The 18,090-nt window shown below is 64.2% G+C and carries 19 protein-coding genes and 1 pseudogene; 6 read left to right on the top strand and 14 right to left on the bottom strand.

Annotated elements, in window-relative coordinates; genetic code table 11:
- Positions 1 to 325: 325 nt before the first annotated feature.
- Positions 326 to 1,267 (bottom strand): helix-turn-helix transcriptional regulator, encoded by a 942-nt coding sequence (locus M622_RS26335; RefSeq protein ID WP_021248590.1) that lies wholly within the window; start codon positions 1,265 to 1,267, stop codon positions 326 to 328.
- Between the two features lie 201 nt (positions 1,268 to 1,468).
- Between M622_RS26335 and M622_RS26330 the strand changes: the two genes are divergently transcribed.
- From M622_RS26330 to M622_RS26310, 5 genes are read left to right on the top strand one after another with little or no spacing between them, the layout of a single operon-like run.
- Positions 1,469 to 2,371 carry an AAA family ATPase gene (locus M622_RS26330; RefSeq protein ID WP_021248589.1) on the top strand — a complete coding sequence of 301 codons (903 nt, stop codon included), beginning with the start codon at positions 1,469 to 1,471 and terminating at the stop codon, positions 2,369 to 2,371.
- Positions 2,368 to 2,841, top strand: coding sequence for a CBASS system Cap8 protein (locus tag M622_RS26325; RefSeq protein ID WP_021248588.1), 474 nt, complete (start codon positions 2,368 to 2,370; stop codon positions 2,839 to 2,841). Before M622_RS26330 ends, M622_RS26325 begins: the two co-directional genes overlap by 4 nt.
- Complete coding sequence (locus tag M622_RS26320) at positions 2,838 to 3,338, top strand: hypothetical protein (protein WP_021248587.1); 501 nt, start codon at positions 2,838 to 2,840, stop codon at positions 3,336 to 3,338. Before M622_RS26325 ends, M622_RS26320 begins: the two co-directional genes overlap by 4 nt.
- Positions 3,338 to 4,237: a CBASS oligonucleotide cyclase gene (locus tag M622_RS26315; RefSeq protein ID WP_021248586.1), complete on the top strand. Its 900-nt coding sequence runs from the start codon at positions 3,338 to 3,340 to the stop codon at positions 4,235 to 4,237. Before M622_RS26320 ends, M622_RS26315 begins: the two co-directional genes overlap by 1 nt.
- 15 nt (positions 4,238 to 4,252) lie before the next feature.
- Positions 4,253 to 5,791, top strand: a complete 1,539-nt coding sequence (locus M622_RS26310; protein ID WP_021248585.1) for an SAVED domain-containing protein — start codon at positions 4,253 to 4,255, stop codon at positions 5,789 to 5,791.
- A 264-nt stretch (positions 5,792 to 6,055) separates the two neighbouring features.
- Here the strand turns inward: M622_RS26310 and M622_RS26305 are convergent.
- From M622_RS26305 to M622_RS26295, 3 genes and pseudogenes are all read right to left on the bottom strand, one after another.
- Positions 6,056 to 6,880: pseudogene (locus M622_RS26305) on the bottom strand (DUF932 domain-containing protein); the annotation flags it as partial.
- A gap of 91 nt (positions 6,881 to 6,971) precedes the next feature.
- A complete protein-coding gene (locus M622_RS26300) occupies positions 6,972 to 7,583 on the bottom strand; it encodes a DUF3275 family protein (RefSeq protein WP_021248583.1) in 612 nt (203 codons plus the stop codon).
- Positions 7,584 to 7,638: 55 nt separating this feature from the next.
- The gene (locus M622_RS26295) at positions 7,639 to 8,190 is read right to left on the bottom strand and encodes an STY4534 family ICE replication protein (protein ID WP_021248582.1); all 552 of its coding nucleotides are present in this window, start codon (positions 8,188 to 8,190) and stop codon (positions 7,639 to 7,641) included.
- A gap of 547 nt (positions 8,191 to 8,737) precedes the next feature.
- Here M622_RS26295 and M622_RS26290 point away from each other — a divergent pair.
- Entirely contained in the window at positions 8,738 to 9,196 is a 459-nt protein-coding gene (locus M622_RS26290) for an H-NS histone family protein (protein WP_021248580.1), read from the top strand.
- Positions 9,197 to 9,271: 75 nt separating this feature from the next.
- Here the strand turns inward: M622_RS26290 and M622_RS26285 are convergent, their stop codons facing one another.
- The 10 genes from M622_RS26285 to M622_RS26250 form a co-directional block, all read right to left on the bottom strand.
- Positions 9,272 to 9,637: a DUF3085 domain-containing protein gene (locus tag M622_RS26285; protein WP_021248579.1), complete on the bottom strand. Its 366-nt coding sequence runs from the start codon at positions 9,635 to 9,637 to the stop codon at positions 9,272 to 9,274.
- Between the two features lie 65 nt (positions 9,638 to 9,702).
- Positions 9,703 to 10,500, bottom strand: a complete 798-nt coding sequence (locus M622_RS26280; protein ID WP_021248578.1) for a hypothetical protein — start codon at positions 10,498 to 10,500, stop codon at positions 9,703 to 9,705.
- 120 nt (positions 10,501 to 10,620) lie between these two features.
- Positions 10,621 to 11,013 (bottom strand): hypothetical protein, encoded by a 393-nt coding sequence (locus M622_RS26275; RefSeq protein ID WP_021248577.1) that lies wholly within the window; start codon positions 11,011 to 11,013, stop codon positions 10,621 to 10,623.
- A gap of 24 nt (positions 11,014 to 11,037) precedes the next feature.
- Positions 11,038 to 11,289 carry a hypothetical protein gene (locus M622_RS26270; RefSeq protein ID WP_021248576.1) on the bottom strand — a complete coding sequence of 84 codons (252 nt, stop codon included), beginning with the start codon at positions 11,287 to 11,289 and terminating at the stop codon, positions 11,038 to 11,040.
- Positions 11,290 to 11,865: 576 nt separating this feature from the next.
- Positions 11,866 to 12,621 (bottom strand): hypothetical protein, encoded by a 756-nt coding sequence (locus tag M622_RS39300; RefSeq protein WP_021248575.1) that lies wholly within the window; start codon positions 12,619 to 12,621, stop codon positions 11,866 to 11,868.
- Between the two features lie 698 nt (positions 12,622 to 13,319).
- Positions 13,320 to 15,335 (bottom strand): DNA topoisomerase III, encoded by a 2,016-nt coding sequence (locus tag M622_RS26265; protein WP_021248574.1) that lies wholly within the window; start codon positions 15,333 to 15,335, stop codon positions 13,320 to 13,322.
- 285 nt (positions 15,336 to 15,620) lie between these two features.
- Positions 15,621 to 16,004: a single-stranded DNA-binding protein gene (locus tag M622_RS26260; protein ID WP_021248573.1), complete on the bottom strand. Its 384-nt coding sequence runs from the start codon at positions 16,002 to 16,004 to the stop codon at positions 15,621 to 15,623.
- Positions 16,001 to 16,561, bottom strand: coding sequence for a DUF3158 family protein (locus M622_RS0120020; RefSeq protein ID WP_031346490.1), 561 nt, complete (start codon positions 16,559 to 16,561; stop codon positions 16,001 to 16,003). Before M622_RS0120020 ends, M622_RS26260 begins: the two co-directional genes overlap by 4 nt.
- Positions 16,558 to 17,325 (bottom strand): PFL_4669 family integrating conjugative element protein, encoded by a 768-nt coding sequence (locus M622_RS26255; RefSeq protein ID WP_021248571.1) that lies wholly within the window; start codon positions 17,323 to 17,325, stop codon positions 16,558 to 16,560. The genes M622_RS0120020 and M622_RS26255 overlap by 4 nt, the downstream gene beginning before the upstream one ends.
- Positions 17,326 to 17,616: 291 nt before the next feature.
- Positions 17,617 to 18,015, bottom strand: a complete 399-nt coding sequence (locus M622_RS26250; RefSeq protein ID WP_021248570.1) for a hypothetical protein — start codon at positions 18,013 to 18,015, stop codon at positions 17,617 to 17,619.
- Positions 18,016 to 18,090: the final 75 nt, after the last annotated feature.

Below are 18,090 nucleotides of genomic sequence, written 5' to 3'. Positions count from 1 at the left end.
GTTGTCGGCATCGCCGACGGACATGGGGGCAGATTGCTTCAGGTGATCAATGGGCCGTAGCGAAAAACCGCTTTGCAGGGTGCCCTTGTTTGCCCGCTTGGCCCCGATACCCAGAGGAGGGCGGTGGACAGCAATACCCTCACTCCAGTTCCCTGTAGCGCGGTTCGGTAATCCGGGCGAGACGAAGGCAGACTTCGGGCATGACTGGCCATAGGCGAAGCTCACCCGAATGTCTGCTTCAGGCTGAGGGCGGGCGCTCAGCTGAGAGGTGGTTGAGTGTCGCCTGAGGCCGAACGCAACCCGTGGAAAGTCTCCTCGATATAGCTCACATCGCCTTGATCGGGCGGGACTTGTCTCTTCCCTTTGGGGCTTCGTAGCCAGGTGCAAGCTGGGCGTTGCTCGCCCCGTACAGGGCCAACGGGTCCCTCAACCAAAGCGCGTACTCAAGCCCTTCCAGACGATGGTTGGGAGAGCAGTCGACCGACCACCTGCGTAGCATGTAGCCTGCATTGGCGGCCCGCACCTTCACCTTCATCACACCATCGACCATGGGGTAGTCCATGGCGATGATCTCGGGGCGCTTGTGCGATGGATGGGGTACCAGATCGAGTTCGATGATGCGACTCCACTGGACGTCCTGATCGGGTGACTCCTCCCGCTGCACCTGGCTGTCCTCTATGACCTCCGGGTTGTCCATGCGCGTGAAGACGAAGTCTCGAAACTCTTGCCGGAGGCGGCAGTAGGCGCGAACGTGCCAGCGCAGGCCGATGTCGACCAAAGCAAGCGGCACGATCACCCGCTCGGTATGCCCGGTTTCCACCGATGTGTAGCCCAGCCGAACAGCCTTGCTGCGGTTGATGGCCCGCGTTATCGGAGCCAGGACCGACATTTTGGGCAGGGTGAGTGCGGCCGGTATCTCGCACCGGATCATCGGCTGCAACTGATCGCCGATGCCTTCGCCAAAACCTTGGGAAAGCGCTGTCAGCACGCGTTGCGGCGCGTGCTCGAACAACGGCACAAAGGTTTCGCTCGGCCGATAGGTCTTGGTCGCCCCGTCGAACTCCAAGTTCTCGGGCGCGATGTCCCGGTACAGCGCGATGTCGCGGGTAGCGCCAGCAGGGCCGGTTTCGAACCGATCGACGACGTCGGCACGGCGCAGCTCTCCTAGGAAATAGAGCTTGAAGTCAATGTGGGAGAGCCTCTCGCGCTGCGCGCGAGGCAGGTGCTCTAGCAGCCGGGCGCGCCGGTTGGTTGGTAATTCGCTCATGGCCGAATGATACTTGATCAGCGGATATTTTGGGATCGCTTTAGGCTTCTTACCGAATCATATTGATGATGTGATAAGCTATGCGCAAGCAGTCGATCTCGACATGTGAAGAGGATGTGGCCGCGCGCGCTGTGCTCTGCAACGGGCAGTGGGGTAGCGGCAATACGCCCGACTTACGCCATTGGACGCTTGTAGCCAGCCATGTCATCGCCTCCCGAAAACGCAAAAGGTATCCATCGCATCACGTCGCTCCCCGACGGCGGTCTGCGCGAGCTGTGGTCATCGATCGTGATCGAGAAGAGGACCAAGGACCAACTACTCTCGCAGGCCATCGTTAACTTCACGGTCAGGAGCAAGGTCGCGCGAACCGTTCTCCCGCTGCACGGCACGATCCTCCTGGTCGGCCAGCCGGGCACCGGCAAGACCTCACTGGCCAAAGGCCTCGCTGCGGAGACGGCAGCGGTGTTCGACAAGGGCAAGTTCCGGCTGCTTGAGGTCGATCCTCACGCCCTCGGCAGCGCCATGATGGGCAAGACTCAGAAGGCTGTCTCCGACCTGTTCTCGCAGACGATCGCGGAGAGCGCGCTCACCGGCCCGACCATCGTCCTGCTGGATGAGGTTGAGACCCTCGCGGCTGATCGTAGCAAGTTGAGCTTGCAGGCAAACCCCGTCGACGTCCATCGCGCCACCGATGCAGTGCTGGTTCAACTGGACGCTCTCGCGGAGACGCACCACAACTTGCTCTTCATCGCCACGAGCAACTTTCCCCAAGCGGTGGATAGCGCGTTCACGTCGCGGTGCGACTTGGTACTCGAGATCCCGATGCCGGGCGCAGCGGCCTGCGAGCAGATCTTGCGCGAGTGCCTGAACGGCCTGGCGCAGACGTATCCGTCGATCGCCGATCTGGCAACCGGCCCGAGGTTCAACGCCGTGGTGGATGAGGTTGTCGGTCTCGACGGACGGGCGATCCGCAAGACGGTCGCTGCGGCGCTCACCATGCGGAAGGAAGTCGCCATTGCTCCGGCGCAACTGAAGATCACGGATCTGCTGGATGCAGCCAAGGCCGCCAAGGCAGCCCGGACCGACAAGGGCGGTGCGAAATGAGCACCGTCGCCAGCCGCGTGATCCGTAGCTCGCCGCATCGGGACACCGCTCAGACCTGGGCGCTGATCGTTGAACTGCTGACGCAGGGCAAGGAGGGCACCGCGAAGGCAGAGCTGCAATCCGTCGCCGGCGTAGCTGGCTCGATCATCGCCGAGCGCGCGCCCAAGGACGCCGCCATCGTTGTTACCTGTGATGGGCCGCGAACCCGGGTCTACTGCCTCTACGACGAAGACGCGATTGACGGGTCGGACGCGAAGGAGGACGTCCTGGGCTTCGACCCGCTGAAGGGTAATTGGTCGGTTTCATTGCCATGCCCCGCGGACGATCTCGAATGGGTGCAGCGTGCGCTGAAGGCCAAGAGCACGAGGATCACTGCCCGCGACCAGACAGCCACGCTGGGCGAAAGTGAGAAAGCGGCTGCGCAATCACAGGGCTTGTCCCTCAACGTCGATGCCTTCCTGAAATCATGAGTGCCGTAGCCGTCTTCTCGTACACGCAGTCGGTCGTCTATGTGGCCGACAACATCCTGAAGAGCCTGAAGGACATCATCAGGCTGAGCGGCCTGGATCCGACCAAGCTGGTCAACGACTGGGCCGTTCTTCTGCGCGGTCTCAGCGCGTGGATTGAGTCCCGACATCTCGAGAGCGTGACGCTCGAGATCTTCGATCCGAAGACCGACGGCCTGCTGTTCCGCTGGGACATCGAGGTCGTCTACACGTGGGACGTATCGGCAGGCACTTTCTGGACCGACACCGACCAGTTGAAGTGGGCCATCAAGAAAGCCGGGCTTGTTCCCTCACAGGCCGACTACAGAGTGTCGGTGCACAACAAGCCAGGGCGACCTGATGTCAGCGGCTGGAGCAATTGCACCCTGCGCTCGACCGACGGCATGGTTCGCCAAAGCCTCGGCACTACCGTCGAACACAACGGCCTGAGCGCCAACACCACCTACTGGAGAAAGGCCTGATGCTGACCGTCGACGAGGCATTCCGCAAGTTCAAGTCCCGGTTGGAGCTCAACGATCGCGAGCAGAAGAACGCGAGCGCACGGCACACGGAGGTCCGCGAGTTCGTGCGCACGAAGTTCGCGATCGACCGCGACTTCCTGACGGGCTCGTACGCCCGCTATACCAAGACCAAGCCGCTCAAGGATATCGACATTTTCTTCGTCATGAAGCAGGCCGAGCGACACTATCGGGATGAGGCTGCCGGCGTCGTTCTTGACAAGTACAAGGAGGTGCTCGTCGAGAAGTACGGCGAGAAGGCGGTGCGCCGCCAGAGTCGTTCCATCAACATCGACTTCGGCGTCGACGTGAAGGAAGAGGACAAGACGGACTACAAGATCTTGAGTGTTGATGTCGTGCCGGCCTTCGACAGCGGCGACGACTACGAGATTCCTGACGGTGATACCGGCAAGTGGATCAAGACCAATCCGCAGAAGCACGCCGAAAAGGCCGTTAATGCGCACCGCGCATACGGCAGCGAGTGGAAGGGACTCGTGCGGATGGCGAAGTACTGGAACAACAACAAAAAGCATGGCGAGAAACCCGTGAAGCCGTCGTTCCTGATCGAGGTCATGGCGCTCGACTGCCTGTATGGTGGCTGGAGCGGCCAGTTCGATCGGGAGATGCAGGCCTTTTTCGCCACCCTCGCTCAGCGTATCGGCGAGACTTGGGCCGATCCCACGGGGCTGGGGCCGCCGATCAGCGCCTCGATGGACGCGACCCGCATCGCGAACGCCCGCCGCGCTCTGGAAGAGGCGGCTCACCAAGCCGGCATTGCCATCAACCATGTGCGCCAGGGGCGCAACGGCGAGGCGCTGAGGACCTGGCGCGAACTCTTCGGTCCGATGTTTCCCCTGAGCTGAAGACGGGAGAACTCAATGACGCAGGCGGTGGTCACGCGGCGCGATGGGGACACGTTTCAGGCGCGCACGTTCTGGCTGCACGCGGCACACCTGCTTGATCCAGAGGGCAGGGTAACGCGCGTGGGGTTCGAAGCTGGCCCTCGCGGCTTTGACGACATCTGGGTGGAGTACGACCCCGCGCACGCGCCGAAGAACCAGTTCGGGAACGCGATCTTCGTGGAGCGGATGCAGTGCAAGTGGCACGCCACGGGCGGCTACTACACCTTCGAGGATCTCACGCTGCCCGCGTTCATCAACGCCCAGACGACCTCGATGCTGCAACGCGCCTACAGCGCGCTTCAATATGACCGGGCGGAGGGAAGGACGTCAAAACTCTCGCTGGTGACTAACCATCGCACCCGTGTCGACGACCCACTGCACACCCTGCTGCGCATGAAGTCGTTCACCCTGAACATCGAGGAGATGTTCACGGGCAAGACCGAGCGCAGCGCGATGTTCAAGTTGCGGCAGTTGTGGATGTCGCACCTGGGCATCGACGAAGCAGAACTGCGTGCCCTGGGCGTCGCGCTCAGCCTCACGCACACGAGCGAATCGCTCGACATGCTGCGTGATCGCCTGGACGTGGCGTGCCGGTTCGCGGGGTTGAAACGACCCGATCCGAGTTCGAGCAGCACGATCTACGACGGCAACATTTTCGAATGGGTTGGCCAGCGGAGAACCGAGTTCGATCGCAAGACATTCCGGGAGAAGTGCGGCGACGAGGGGCTGCTCGCAGCGCCGGAGAAATCGGTGCGCATGTATGGCGTAAAGACCTTCGAGCATGCGTCCGATCGGCTCGAACTCGTGTGCGAGGACACCCTGAACATGGTGCCGGCGTTCGACGATCGTTTCATCCGTGATACGAATGCCTGGAAGGCATCGATACAGCCTCGCCTAAAGGAGTTCCTGCTGAAGCTGCCGGCAGAGGACGGGCATCTGCGGTTGGCGATCGACGCGCACGCGACGATCGCGTTCGCGGCCGGCGCCGTGCTGGATACGAAGTCTGGTCGCATCATTGAGATCGTTCAGCGCTCGCCGACGCGCGTCGTCTGGTCGCCGAACGACCGGCCGCCTTCACCTTCGTGGCCCACCTGGGTCTTCGAGGAGGAAATCGTCTCTCCTGAAGGGCAGGGGACGGCGTGCGCGGTCAGCATCACGCGGGATACCGCGCCCATGGTGCGTCAGTACGTGGCGCAGAAGCTGCCAGGCTTTCGTCGCGTGTTGATCGCCCGGCTCAATGTCGCCAATGGGCAAAGCGTAGTCGAGTGCGGCGCACATGCGAATCAGCTCGCCGAGAGCCTGGCCGATCGCCTCAAGAGCGATCGTGAGGCCAATCCTGCACTCCTCATGGAGCGCGTGCATCTCTTCGTGGCCGCGCCAAACGCATTCACGTTCTTCCTCGGTCGACACGTCCAGATCTTGAAGCCGGTAACGCTTTATGAGTTCGACTTTGGCCGAGACCGTCATGGATCATATGAGCCGTCGTTGTTGTACCCGGACATCGAGCGGCCCTGATAGAGACCGATTCGCAGGAAGGACGAACGAGTAACGCCCTGCCTCGGCAGGTAACACCCTGTATGGCCCGAACGTCAGATAGACGGCCGATACTGGACTTCAGTGCTCGGTGCGGGGGCGACGGTAACCAACCGCCGCAAAGCGGACGATCAGACCGATCAGGTGAGCGGCCAAGGGTCGTTTTGAGACCGTGAGCCCACCCCGCAGATCGGCGAAGAAAAGGAGCGGACCATGCCGCGATGGGCACGATCCGCATGGGGGGCAGGCTTTCAGCTTGCGCAGGCCATCCGCGAGCAGCCAGAGTGCCCGGTTGAGCCGGACGTTCTGGTCGATGCCCTGGACAGGCCGTGTGCGCAGCTGGCGGCCGTTGGCGCTGCGGCCGCTCAGGCCGCCTTTGACGAGGTTCTCCTGGACCCGGTTGAACGTGGACCATAGGTCCGCGTGGTTGTCGTCGAAACGACGGGGACGCAGGATCTGGCTCTCCGTGATCGGCAGGGTCTTGCCAGGCTCGTCGTACTTGAGGACCAGTGCCGATCTGGCGAAGACCTCGGCCTCGCTGTTGTTGAGCGTAATGGCTCGCATGGCATCGCGCGAGTCCTGCACCTGCTCGAAGCCATGCAGCACCTCGTAGGCGCCCTCGATCACGTGATCGGTGACGTTGCCCTTGTGAGGCACGCGCACGTCGGCAAACGTGTCGCCGCATACCAAGCCGTTCTGGCAGACGAAGCGGAACATGCCCGCCAGCATCTGGTAGCTGCTGGTGCCATCGTGCGAATTGAGCAGGATGATCTCGTTTGCCTCGGCGCCATTGATCTGGCTTACGTGGCGAAGGCGCAGCATGTGCTTGGCGTAGTCGCGGCGGTCCTCCTGGCGCACGCGGGTCTGGCACACCATGAACGGCTGGAAGCCTTCCTTGCGCAGTTCGGTCAGCACAGCCGCCGTGGGGATGTAGCTGTACCGCTCGGAGCGACTCTCGTGCGGGGTGTCCGCGAAGATGGAGGGCGCGACGGTGCGAATCTGGTCATCGGACAGTGGATGATTCGAGCGCAGCACCGGGGAGCGATAAGCGAAGCGGGATGCGAGTTGCATGACGATCTCCTTGGATAAGAGACCGGAGCCCCGCCCCGCCGGGGAAGGAACCCCGGTGGGTGGTGGAACGCCGCTGGCGCGGTGGTAGGAATCAGGCCGTGGCGAGATGCCAGTCCTGGGACAGTGGGGCGAACTCGTAGCCCAACGCACCGAGACGGTCGCGCTGCTGGCGCAGGACGCGACGAGCGACGGTGGCATCGAGCTTGACAATCTCGCCCAGCGGCCAGAGCGCACCGAACAGCGCCGCGTCGTCGGCCTCGGCCGAGGCCTCGGGAGATGAGGTGGCTGGCTCGCTGCCGAACGGCGTGGTATCGACCAAGGGATCGCGCGGGCCTCGCGGCTTCGCCTTCGGCTTGGCCTGGGGCGCCGCCGGCGCGGGTGCCTGTGCTTCCTCATCGATCGGATCGACTTCCTGCGGACTCAGCCGGCGGGCTTCGTCGCGGCTCAGGGCGTCGATGTTGGACAGTGTCATCCCGCCCAGATGGGCGCGGATCTCGATGACCATGCGGCCGTTGGCGTTGTACGTGGAGGGACGAATCTCGACGATGACGAAATCACCGTCGTACTTGCCCTCGCGGTACTGATCGAGTTCGGCGTTCTTCACGACGAACTCACCGATCGAGGTCGCCAGGCGGCCGACGTTGAAATCGCCGTTGCGGCCGTGGATGGTCTTGATGGCCAGTTGGCCGGGGAGGGTGATCATGAAGGTCTCCTGCTGACGAAGAGAAGACAAGGCCCCGGGGATGGGGCCTTGCGGATCAGAACGACTCGGCAACGGCCAATGCGGGGGCATCGGCTGCGTCGTCGGCAGCATCGGCGACGGGCTCGGAAGGCTCCGGTGCCGAGGCTTGCTGCGCAGCAGGCGCGTCGGACGTCACAGGGACTTCCGGGTCCCGCTCGTCGGTCTCGGTCGGCTTGGGCTCGGCCTTGTAGACGAGCTTGCCGTCGACCTTGATCCAACTGACGAACAGCAGGCGGGCCTTGAGGCTCACACCCTGCTCGCCGGCACGCTTGCCCTTGGAGTAGGTGAAGTTGTCGGTCCACAGGTCGCCCATGCGGAAGCCGATCATCACCTTCTTCTCGGCGTCGACCGCCTGAATGCAGCGGCGCACCAGGTGCTGCGCTTCCGAGCCCGATACGCGCGTGTCGAAACGCACGTACGAGACGTCGTCGCTGGGACCGTTCAGGGCTGCGATGTCGCAGGCCAGGAACGCATCGCCTTTCTTGGGCTTCACTTCACGGATGCGATTGAGATACCCGAGGCCGGTGATGTGCAGATCGAAGTAGGACTTGTCGGTGGAAGTGGTCATGGTGAATCTCCTGAAGGACAAAGAGGCGGAGACACACCCGACCCAAGGCGGGGAAGGTGTGGAACCCCCGCGTGGGTTGATGGAACAGCTTGGTGGCATCGCCATCGAGAACCGATGGCCGTTCGCGCACGGATGCCGGTGCGAACTGGGGTGATCAACGCGGCAGGAACGGCGTCGTAGCCTTGAGGATCGTGGCTACCTGGGCATGTTGCTGACGGGAGTCAGCGGAACATGGTGAGAAGCGTGGTACCAACACGGCATCTACGCGAGCGGATATCGTGATTCGTCAATGCCCGCATTGGTGGAGCTTCCGTGATGAAGCATCCATGACACAGGATGGCGACATGCTTTGCTTTCTGGGCCCGGCCAAAGCGGCCGTTCCGGCTGCTTCGGGCTGAAAGGCAGCCGACGATCTGTTCGAGCCATCCCACCCCGAAAGGGCGCGCAATTGCAATTGCGGTCCAGCGTACAATCGGACATGACAGCGAGCGGCACCGTCGCCGAGATTCGTCGTTATTTTCTTTGACCCCGGAGAATTCACCTCGTCATGGATCTCAGCCAGTACACACTCCCTCAGCTCCAGCAGTTCCGCACGAAGATCGCCAAGGAAATCGACAAGCGCAAAACGTCGACCAAGAGCGACTTGCTGAAACGCCTCACGAAGATGGCAAAAGAACACGGCCTCTCCCTGACCGACGTCGTCAGCAGCGCCGCGCCGGCAGCGCCAAAGGCCAAGAGCGTCACCGCGAAAGCGCTGATTGCCCCCAAGGTGCCGCTGCCGGCGAAGTACCGGCACCCGAACAATAAGGATTTGGCGTGGTCGGGCCGTGGCCGTCGGCCGCAGTGGGTGGACGCATGGTTAGCGCAGGGTGGCTCGCTGGATGGGTTGGAAATCGCTGCGCAGAAGATGGGGAAGAGGAAGGCTCGCGCCGCGGCGCCAGCGGCCGAAGCGAAGGCAGCCAATCTCGAGCAGCAAGCTGAGGCACCGGCCGCCGCTACCGAATGACAGCTCCGTCACGGCCTCTGTCGTAACGTCTGGCGATGAAACGCCCCCGGAGCGGGGGCTGGGAATGTGGGACGGTCAGTTGCCGTTCGGCATTGGGGCCACGACCCGCAGCGACAGATGCGTCGCCGTGGCCGACACTTCGAGGTCGTTCGCGCTCTGGAGGATGAGCGCAAAGACACCTTCGCGCGGATCGAAGAACTCGCCGAAATCGTCGCCGCCAAACTCGGCGCGCGCCAGCTCCCACCAGTCATCGAAGGCATCGACATCCGGATTGCAGCCGACGGCGTAGGCGATGAGCTTCTGGCGCCCATCGGGCCTGCGCTCGCCACGCTCGGCCAGGAGATACACGCCCTGATCCTTGACCAGGACGACGCGACATTGGTTCACCACCGCTTCGAGGAGCACGGGCCGCAGCTCGGTGCCTTTGAATCGAATAGACATGGATGTGATCTCCGGGGAAAGGAATGAAGGGCCTCCCGCGGCGAGGACGGGAGGCCGCGTGGCGGTCAGTGCTGAGCAGACTTGTGGCCGGGCAGGCATTGCACGCGGATGCGCCGCCAGTTCCCGTCGTCGATCAACCGTTCCAGCGTCTCGCCGAGCGCATCGAAGAACACCTCATCGACCCGCTCGACGAGCTCGCCGTCTCGGTGCAGTTCCAGCGCGTACAGATCGAGCCCGCGCTCGTACAGCACGGTGACGCGTCCCTGGAACTTCGCCGTGGCCACCGTGAAGGCGATGGCCGGCGGCGTCGCGATGATGTCCTTGGGCAGCGGATCGACCCAGGTGAAGTCCCGTGCGCCGGCATCCACCAACAGGTGGGTGATGCGCCGGAAGCCGTCGGGAGCGGGCAACTGCTCCATCTGCTGGATCAGCTCCTGGAGCTCGGGGCAACGGGGCTCGGGGATCGGCAGCGTCGCCGGCGCGGAACCGAGCACGAGCGTCTTCACCGTGTAGGGCTGGCCGTCGGCGGTGAATTCGGTGCGTTCCTCGGGCGTATCCGCGCGCTGCCCGTCGAAGCGGCGTCGGGCGTAGGGTTCGACGTGCACCCTGGTGCCTTCGTCAGGCACCTCGGTCACGAGCGCCCGGTCGAGTACCGCGAACTCGGCTCGCCCGGTCTTGACGATGACAGCGTCGTCGGTCCTGGCGATGACCTTGCCCTCGAAGGGCTTGGGATCGATGTGGAAACCCAGCGTCGAAACCTTGGGCTGGCCGTCGAAGATGTTGAACTTGAAGGTGCGCACGTTGGAAGGCATGTGGCCGCGAACGAGCAACGGCATTTGTGCGCGGATGGATTGGGTGTCCATGGGAGACTCCTTGTGGTGACCAAGGGACTCCCGCCCGCAAGGGAGGTCTGTCCCTTGAGGATGAGATGGATGGACGCGGCATGCGTCCGGGGAAAGAAACGACGAGCGCGGTGAACGGACTCACCAGCCGCTGTAGTTCAGCACCAGATCGGCGATGACCTGGCGGCGCTCCAGATCGAGGCCTCCCAGATCGGACAGCCCCTCGAATCCGCAGCGCTTGAGCATCGCGCCGCCCTCACGGGCGTTGTAGAAGCTCACCATCGCGGACAGGAACATGCGCTGGCCGCCGCTGAGGACATCCAGGGCGTCGTTGAGCAACATCACCTTGGGGCGCAGATCCCACTTGCTGGTGGCGCGCTGCAGGCCTTCGGGGGTGCCGTCGCCGAACCATTCGGGGCCGGCGATTTCCGCACCGCGCTTCCACGCATCGAAGAAAGCCCGCGGCGCTTCGGCGAAGTGCCGTTCTTCCGCGGCGATCTGATCAAGGACGTCTTGGGGCAATGACCGGTTCATGACATGACTCCTGGTAAGTGGAAGTCAGGGGTGGATGCGTTGCTGCCAGCACCCCGTTGCCAGGGCGTGGTTGGCGGCGCGCTGCGAGCGGAAGTACTCGACGGACTCTCGGGACACCGGGCCGTCTTCGTCGGCAGTGCCGATGTAGTGGCCGGCGGCGCTATGGCGCACCTGCAGGGGCAGGCGCTTGCCGGTGTAGGTCAGGGCCAGATAGCCAATGGCTTCGGCGCGGGCCTGGGCAGCGCTCAGCGGCGCCGATGCGAATGCAAAGGACATGGGGCTCTCCTGATTGAAGGACCGGGAGCCCTACCCCCAAGACGGGAGCAGAAACCTCCCGAGGGGTTGAAGGAAAAAGCATCGGCGTTGTGAAAACGCTCGTCCGCGGTGGGTGATGCGAGGCGGACTGGTTCGATCCACGCGGCGAACCGCGTTGCAGCCTTGAAGACCGGGGCTGCCTGGGCATGGTGCTGACGGAGGTCAGCGACGCATACCGGCAGCATCGGGCCACGTATCGCCCAAGTCATGCCGAAATGAGAGGCCGGCACCGACCCGATTGGCCAGAGGTGGGGAGAGAAAGCGCTGTCGAGGCGGGGCGTGCGGGAAGTGGTGATCTGGTTAAACGCAGGCGCGCGCTGGGCGGATGCCTGTGGTGCTTGGACTACCAAAGAAGGCAGACCACCGACCGCTGCGCGGTACTGTCCGGAAAGGCCGGCTCCGTGCGGAGCCGCTGGTGCGAAGGATCGACACCAGAGGATCGTGACGGCTTCGCAGGCACAGGGTGCAGTCCCTGGGCCTGGCAGGGCACGGCGCCGACACGCTCAGATCCGGCACCGCACCCCGGGCGGGATAGGCCTACATGAAGAAGCTGCCTTGGTCCGAATAGCCGCGCGGCTCAATCTTCAGGCCGGCCAGCCGTGATTGCACGACGCGCTTGCATGAGAAATCCTCGCCGCCATCCTGAATCCACGCACCCAATCGCCGTTCCACCCAGCAATGCGCGCAGGCATCCCCATCGCGCAAACCGCTGAACGGACCTGGCTCCACCTCCTCGTTGCGGGGGTTGAGCACGACATGAAGAGAAAGCTCGTCGCCGCTGATGGCGTCTACGCTGGCAACCGCAGACAGATCCCCATCGAACGTGAAGCGGTAGATGCTGCGTTCGCACTGGTGGCTTTCCGTCGCACCGCCGGGCCACCAGTTTTCGCCGGGCGATAGCCCGAACAAGCGGTGTTCCAGGCCGGCGTTGATCGCAGCCACCAGCAGGTTGCGCCACGCTTGCCAGCGCACGCTACGTCCCTTCCTGAGCGGGAAGGATCGGAACGGCGAGTAGGAGTGCTCGAACTCCGGCACCAGCTTCAGATCGTCGGGCACGGAGGCATAGCCGAGTTGACGAAGGCGCTGCACCAACTTGGCATTGCTGGGTTTCGGGACCTCAATGGTTGCACTGCCTGCCAGCGCTGCACGCAACGCCGCATGGGTCTTGAATCCCAAGGCTGACGCCACGCACTCACTCAAATGGGAAGAAGAGACTCCGCTGACACGCCGTTCGGCAAGGTGCTTGAGATTGCGTACCGCGGCTTCGGAGACGAAAAACGTCGATTCAGACATGCCAAATTCCTCTGCGCATGGTCGATGTCTGCCGATTACGCATCGACCGGGGAATAGGCACGGTCAGCAGCGAAAGGGGAATGGGAGAAACGTCGTTTAACCCGGCAGCAGGTTCAGCGTGACGCGGCTGTCCGCGCATTATAGTCACCTCGGACAGGGCAGTGGCAAGGCAGATTCTTCAACTCCGATGCCATGAGATCAAGGGAGACCGGGATCAAGCCAAGAAAATGCCGAACGCCTGAGCCTTCGGCTAAGAACAAGTCGCCACCCGTGAGTCGCCGTCCCGGCACGGCCGTCGTCAAAGCCCGCCGCTGGAACAGCTGCTGCACCCGACCCGTGTCGTGGCTGGGGTCGACATCCTTCGGCACACATCCGCGCACAAAGGGAGCCCGTTGTTCCGCCGGCGGGCACCGGCACCGAATACCGTCGACCCGAGGGGTCTCCTGACGGCTCGCTACGACACAGGTCCGCCAGGCGTCAGGAGACCCCGCGTCATCGACAGGAGCATCTCGATCAATGGAGTCGCGACAGACGCGATTCGCGGAGAAACGGCCTTCTCGTCTCGCGAGCCCGTCGTTGGGCAAGCCAGACGTGCACACCGTTGCAGAAGGGGACGTGTGCTGGGGAATCCCGCGTTGCGCGGGAGAGGTTGGCCCCGCCGCTAGAAACGGCCGGCGTGGCGAAGGGATTCGTCGGCGTCAGGACGCCTTGCGTGAAGCCCTCTGCTTGTGCGGCGCTCCACGCTTGCTTGTCGAGGTATCGACTGGCTGCGTTCCCTTGCAATCCGGGTAGCGGCTGCACGACCAGAAAGCGCCGTTCTTGCCGGTGCGCTGGCGCATTGGCGCGCCGCACTGTGGGCAGGAGGGAGACGGCGGCAGCTTGATGGCGAGCGTTGCACCGCTGTACTGCTGCACGAGCTGGGCCACCCAGGCGGATTGCTTGGCGATGAGGGTGTCCAAAGTCATCTGGCCGGCCTCGATCATGTCAAGCGCCTGCTCCCAGACCGCCGTCGTGCCAGGATCGGCGATGGCCGCCGGTACGGTGTCGATCAGCATGAAGGCGGCATCCGAGGCGCGGATGGCGCGGCCCTTCTTCAGTAGATAGCCGCGGCCAAGCAGGCCGCCGATGATGTTGGCGCGCGTGGCTTCGGTGCCGATGCCCGTCGTGTCCTTGAGCTTCTGCTTCAAGCGCGGGTCGGTGACGTGCTTGGCGACGCCCTTCATGGCCTTGACCAGTTCGCCCTGCGTGTAGGGCTTGGGCGGCAGGGTCTTGAGCGCCTTCAGATCGACATTGCCGACCTGGCAGGACAATCCGGCTCGCAGCGCCGGGAGAACTTGACTGCGCGGGGTGTCATCGCCGTCCGCGTCGCTTTCCTCCGGCGCCGCCAGCACTTGGTGCCAGCCGGCCACGGCGATCTGCTTGCCCACGGCCTGCAGCGACTGCCCGCCGCAAGCGAGCTGCGCCACCGTCCGGTCGAACTCATGGTGCGGCAGAAACTGCGCGAGGTAATGCGCGCGGATCAGTCGGTAGACGACCAGTTCCTTGTCGTTCATGGCCGACAGGTTGGCGGGCTCCAGTGTCGGGATGATGCCGTGGTGCGCCGTGACCTTGGCGTCGTTCCAGGCACGCGAGCGCTGGGTCGGGTCCAGGCGGTCGGTCAACGGGCGCAGGCCGGGATCGGTCTTGACCAGGCTGTCGAGAACGGTCGGCACCTCGGCCAGCATGCTCTCGGGCAAGTAGCCCGAGTCGGAGCGCGGGTAGGTCGTCGCCTTGTGCGTCTCGTACAGCGCCTGGGCGATGTCCAGCGTCTCCTGCACGTCCAGGCCCAACTGCTTGGAACACACCTCCTGCAGCGTGCCCAAGTCGAACGGCAGCGGCGGACTTTCCCGCACCCGCTCCGTCTCGACCGACACCACCTGGGCGCTGCCGGCGGCGCGCATGCGGTCGGCTGCCTGCTGGGTGACCGGCTGCTGAAGGCAGCGGCCGGCGTCGTCCGTACAACCCTGCGGCGGCGTCCAACCTGTAATGAAGGATTGGGCGGCATGGGACAGCGTGACCTCGATCGCCCAGAACGGCACCGAGACGAAGCTCGCAATCTCGCGATCGCGATCCACCACCAGCTTCAGCGTCGGCGTCTGTACCCGGCCCACCGACAGCACGCCGGTGTAGCCGGCCTGCCGCCCTAGAAGCGTGAACAGCCGGCTCAGATTCATGCCGATCAGCCAGTCGGCACGCGAACGGGCCAGAGCCGAGTAGTACAGCGGCAGCGTCTCGGCCGACGGCTTCAGCGCGCCCAGTGCCTTGCGGATCGACGCATCGTTGAGCGCCGACAACCACAGGCGCTGAATCGGCCCGCGGTAGCCGCACAGCTCGATGATCTCGCGAGCGATCATCTCGCCTTCACGATCGGCGTCGGTGGCGATGACCAACTCGCTGGCCTGGCCTACGAGATGCTTGACGATCTTGAACTGCGCGGCGGTCGCAGCCTTGGGATCGACGCGCCAGCGCTCGGGGATGATGGGCAGTTGCTCGAGGGTCCAGCGCTTGTAACGATCGTCATAGCCCTCGGGCGGAACCGCTTCGACCAGATGACCGATGCACCAGGTCACGACGACACCCGCGCCGCTGTAGCAGCCGGCACCACGCTGGCCGGCACCCAGCACGCGGGCGATGTCCTTGCCTTGGGATGGCTTCTCGCACAGGGACACGCGCATGCTGAAGCTTCCTCGGAAATGTGCGGTTCATCGGATGGACAACAGCATGGCTGGGCCAGGTGAGACCGGCTGCGAGGAAGCCGGACGGCAGGGGCTCCGATTTGTGATCGGCTGGGGAATGGTTGCCACAGCGGCATGCTCGGATCGCCGGGGTATGAGGGGCCGGAGATTGGTGTCGGGAGGGCCGCTGGAACTCGGTGGAGCGCAGTGGAACTATCCCCAGGGGATAGCCCGCTGATGCATGGCGGGCGTCTGACGGTTGCTACAGCCGCCCGCGATGCCTGGTCACTGGCTCCCGGCGGGCCTGGTGCCGAGCGTCACCGCCTCGATGCGGTACGGCAGGATGCCAACGCGCCGGGCCTCGATCTTGAAGGTGACGCGCTCGTTCTCGTCGGCGTCCTCCCATTCGTCGCGCACGGTGCGGCCTTCGACCAGCACGCGCATGCCTTTCTGGTACAGCGACTGCCAGCGCTCGGCATCGCGATGCCACAGCTCCACGGGTGCCCAAAAGCCGCCGCGGTCCTCGTACTCGCCATCCTTCTTCGGGATGGGATTGTCGAAATAGACGTTCAGGCGCAGCAGCCTGCGCGGTTCGTCGTTGCCGTTGGGGAATTCGCGGTACTCCGGCGCAGAACCGATGTTGCCCTCGCCGATGAAGTGCGTGCTCATGGTGGCTCCTTGGGGGTGGTGGCGGGTGTGGTAGAAGCGGACGCGACAGGCCCTTGGACTCGTCGCAGATAGGTCGCCTCCGCTTGGGCCATCCTGCTGGCGCATTCCAGGGCGAGGCGGGCGATGCTGTGGGTCAGGCTGATCTGCATGTTCAGCGCGATGCGCTGAAGTTCGATCGCATACAGGTCGTCGATCAGCGAGGCCGGTGTCGCGGGGCGATCGAGCAGCGACTCCCACAAAGTCACACCCATGGCCGAGCGGTCGGGGTTGCGCCAGCGCAGAAAGGTCGTCCCTGCGCCAGTCGTCTGCTGGGCCAGTTGCACATCGAGCAGATTAAAGGGGTAGGCCCGCGCCTGCGGCAACACCTGCCCTTGTGCCAGAGCGATCAGCTCCTCGCGCAGCGCCATGCACTGGCTGGCCCAGGTCTCCAGACTCCCCTTACCTTTAAAGGGCTGTAAAAGGCCTTTTAGGTAGCCTGCGTGTTCCAGCCGCTGGAAGTCCGCCTGTCCCAGCGGAATGAAGCGTGCTGGACGGCCGGAAGAAGACGCTGCCGTCATGCCTTGGCGCCTTCGTCTTGCGTCGCGGCGTCGGCTGCGCCATCGGCGAGGCTTGACTCCGAGGCGTCCGCGGCCGGTGCCTCGGGCCGGTTCCCCCGCCGTGCGATGGGTGGCGCAAAGCGCGAACGGCGCGTGCCTTCGAGCACGTCCTGGGGCAACTCGCCGAACTTCTCCAGCGCCGCCCGCGCCGCGGCATTCTTCGCGGCGAAGTCGTCGCGCGTCGTGCCGGAATAGCGGTACTGCTGGGCCAGGGAGAACAGGCTGCGCAGCGCATGCGCGCCATCGTTGAGCCAGCGTTCCAGCGTGCTGCGGTCGATCAGCGCCGTGTGATGCGCCAGGATCAGCTTGCGCGCCAGGTCGTCGTAGTCGGCCAGCAGGTAGACGGCGGCAAAGCCGAGCTGGGCATTGACGAAGAGCGGCAGTTTCACCGGCTGCACGTTCAGGTTCTCGCCGAGGCTGAGTGCGGGAGGAACACCGGACAGCGCCTGGTCCACCTGCTCGCGCAGCGTCTGCAAGCGAATCTTGGTATCGGCCAGCTTGTCCTCGATGCGCAGCATCCACCAGTCCGAGTAGGGATCGTCCTGCTCGGCGCCGCGCTTCATCTTGTTCATCACACTGATGAAGCCGTTGAGGCCGACAATGCCGGGGCGCCCCTCGGCCGGCGCGCGGCCGTGCCAGATGCGCGAGGCATGATGGGTGTGCAGCGTCAGCGACATCGCGCTGCGCAGCGATCCGAGATTCAGTTGCAGGGGTTCGTTGGCCATGGCGACGACTCGCGGTAAAGGAACAGTCGCCACCATCGCCACCGGCTGGAAGGCCGTCAGTCAACAAACCGCAGCCGTCGTCCGCCCGAATGCCGTTCGTGGAAGGCCGCCTGTGCCAGCCATCCCCAGGGGATGGCGATACGGAGAGCCGAGTCGTGCCCGTCTGCGGGAGCGAGCCTGACGGCCGGCCTGATGGCACGCGATCCGACATACCAGTGCGCAGGGTAGCTGGATGCGGGTAGCGCTTGATGGAGTTATCCCCAGGGGATAGCTCCGGCGACGTGGCAGCGATCAGGTCATGCGCAGCAACGATCGCAGATGCTCGATATGCTGCTGGACCACCTCGGGGTCGGCGGGTGGGGGCGTCGGCGAGGGTGCGGTCTGGTGTGGCGGCGACGCCGACTTGTCCATGCCGGGCGGGTGGTGTCCCACCCACGCCTTGAACTCCCCGCGGATCGCCTTCTGGATAATGCCGAACAGGTAGCCAGCCGGGTTGCGCACCGTGCTGCTCCGACAGCGTGCGTCCCATTCGTCGAGCACGGCCTGGCGCAGCGACGGCTCGACCTGCTGCAGGGCGACCAGCGCGCCGGCCTGCTGCTCGGCCTTCAAGGTCTGGAAGCGATGGGGCGGGGATGGCGGCTGCGCGTCTTCGGTGTCGCGTGCGCGCGGTACCGTACGTACTTCATACATACGATCTCTACGTACTGTACGGTCCTGCTTCGGATTCCGAAGCGAGCCGTCTGGCGCGGGTTTGCGGCTCGCTTC

Source organism: Thauera terpenica 58Eu, assembly GCF_000443165.1.
Classification (GTDB): Bacteria; Pseudomonadota; Gammaproteobacteria; order Burkholderiales; family Rhodocyclaceae; genus Thauera; species Thauera terpenica.
This window is presented reverse-complemented; position numbering and strand designations above follow the sequence as displayed.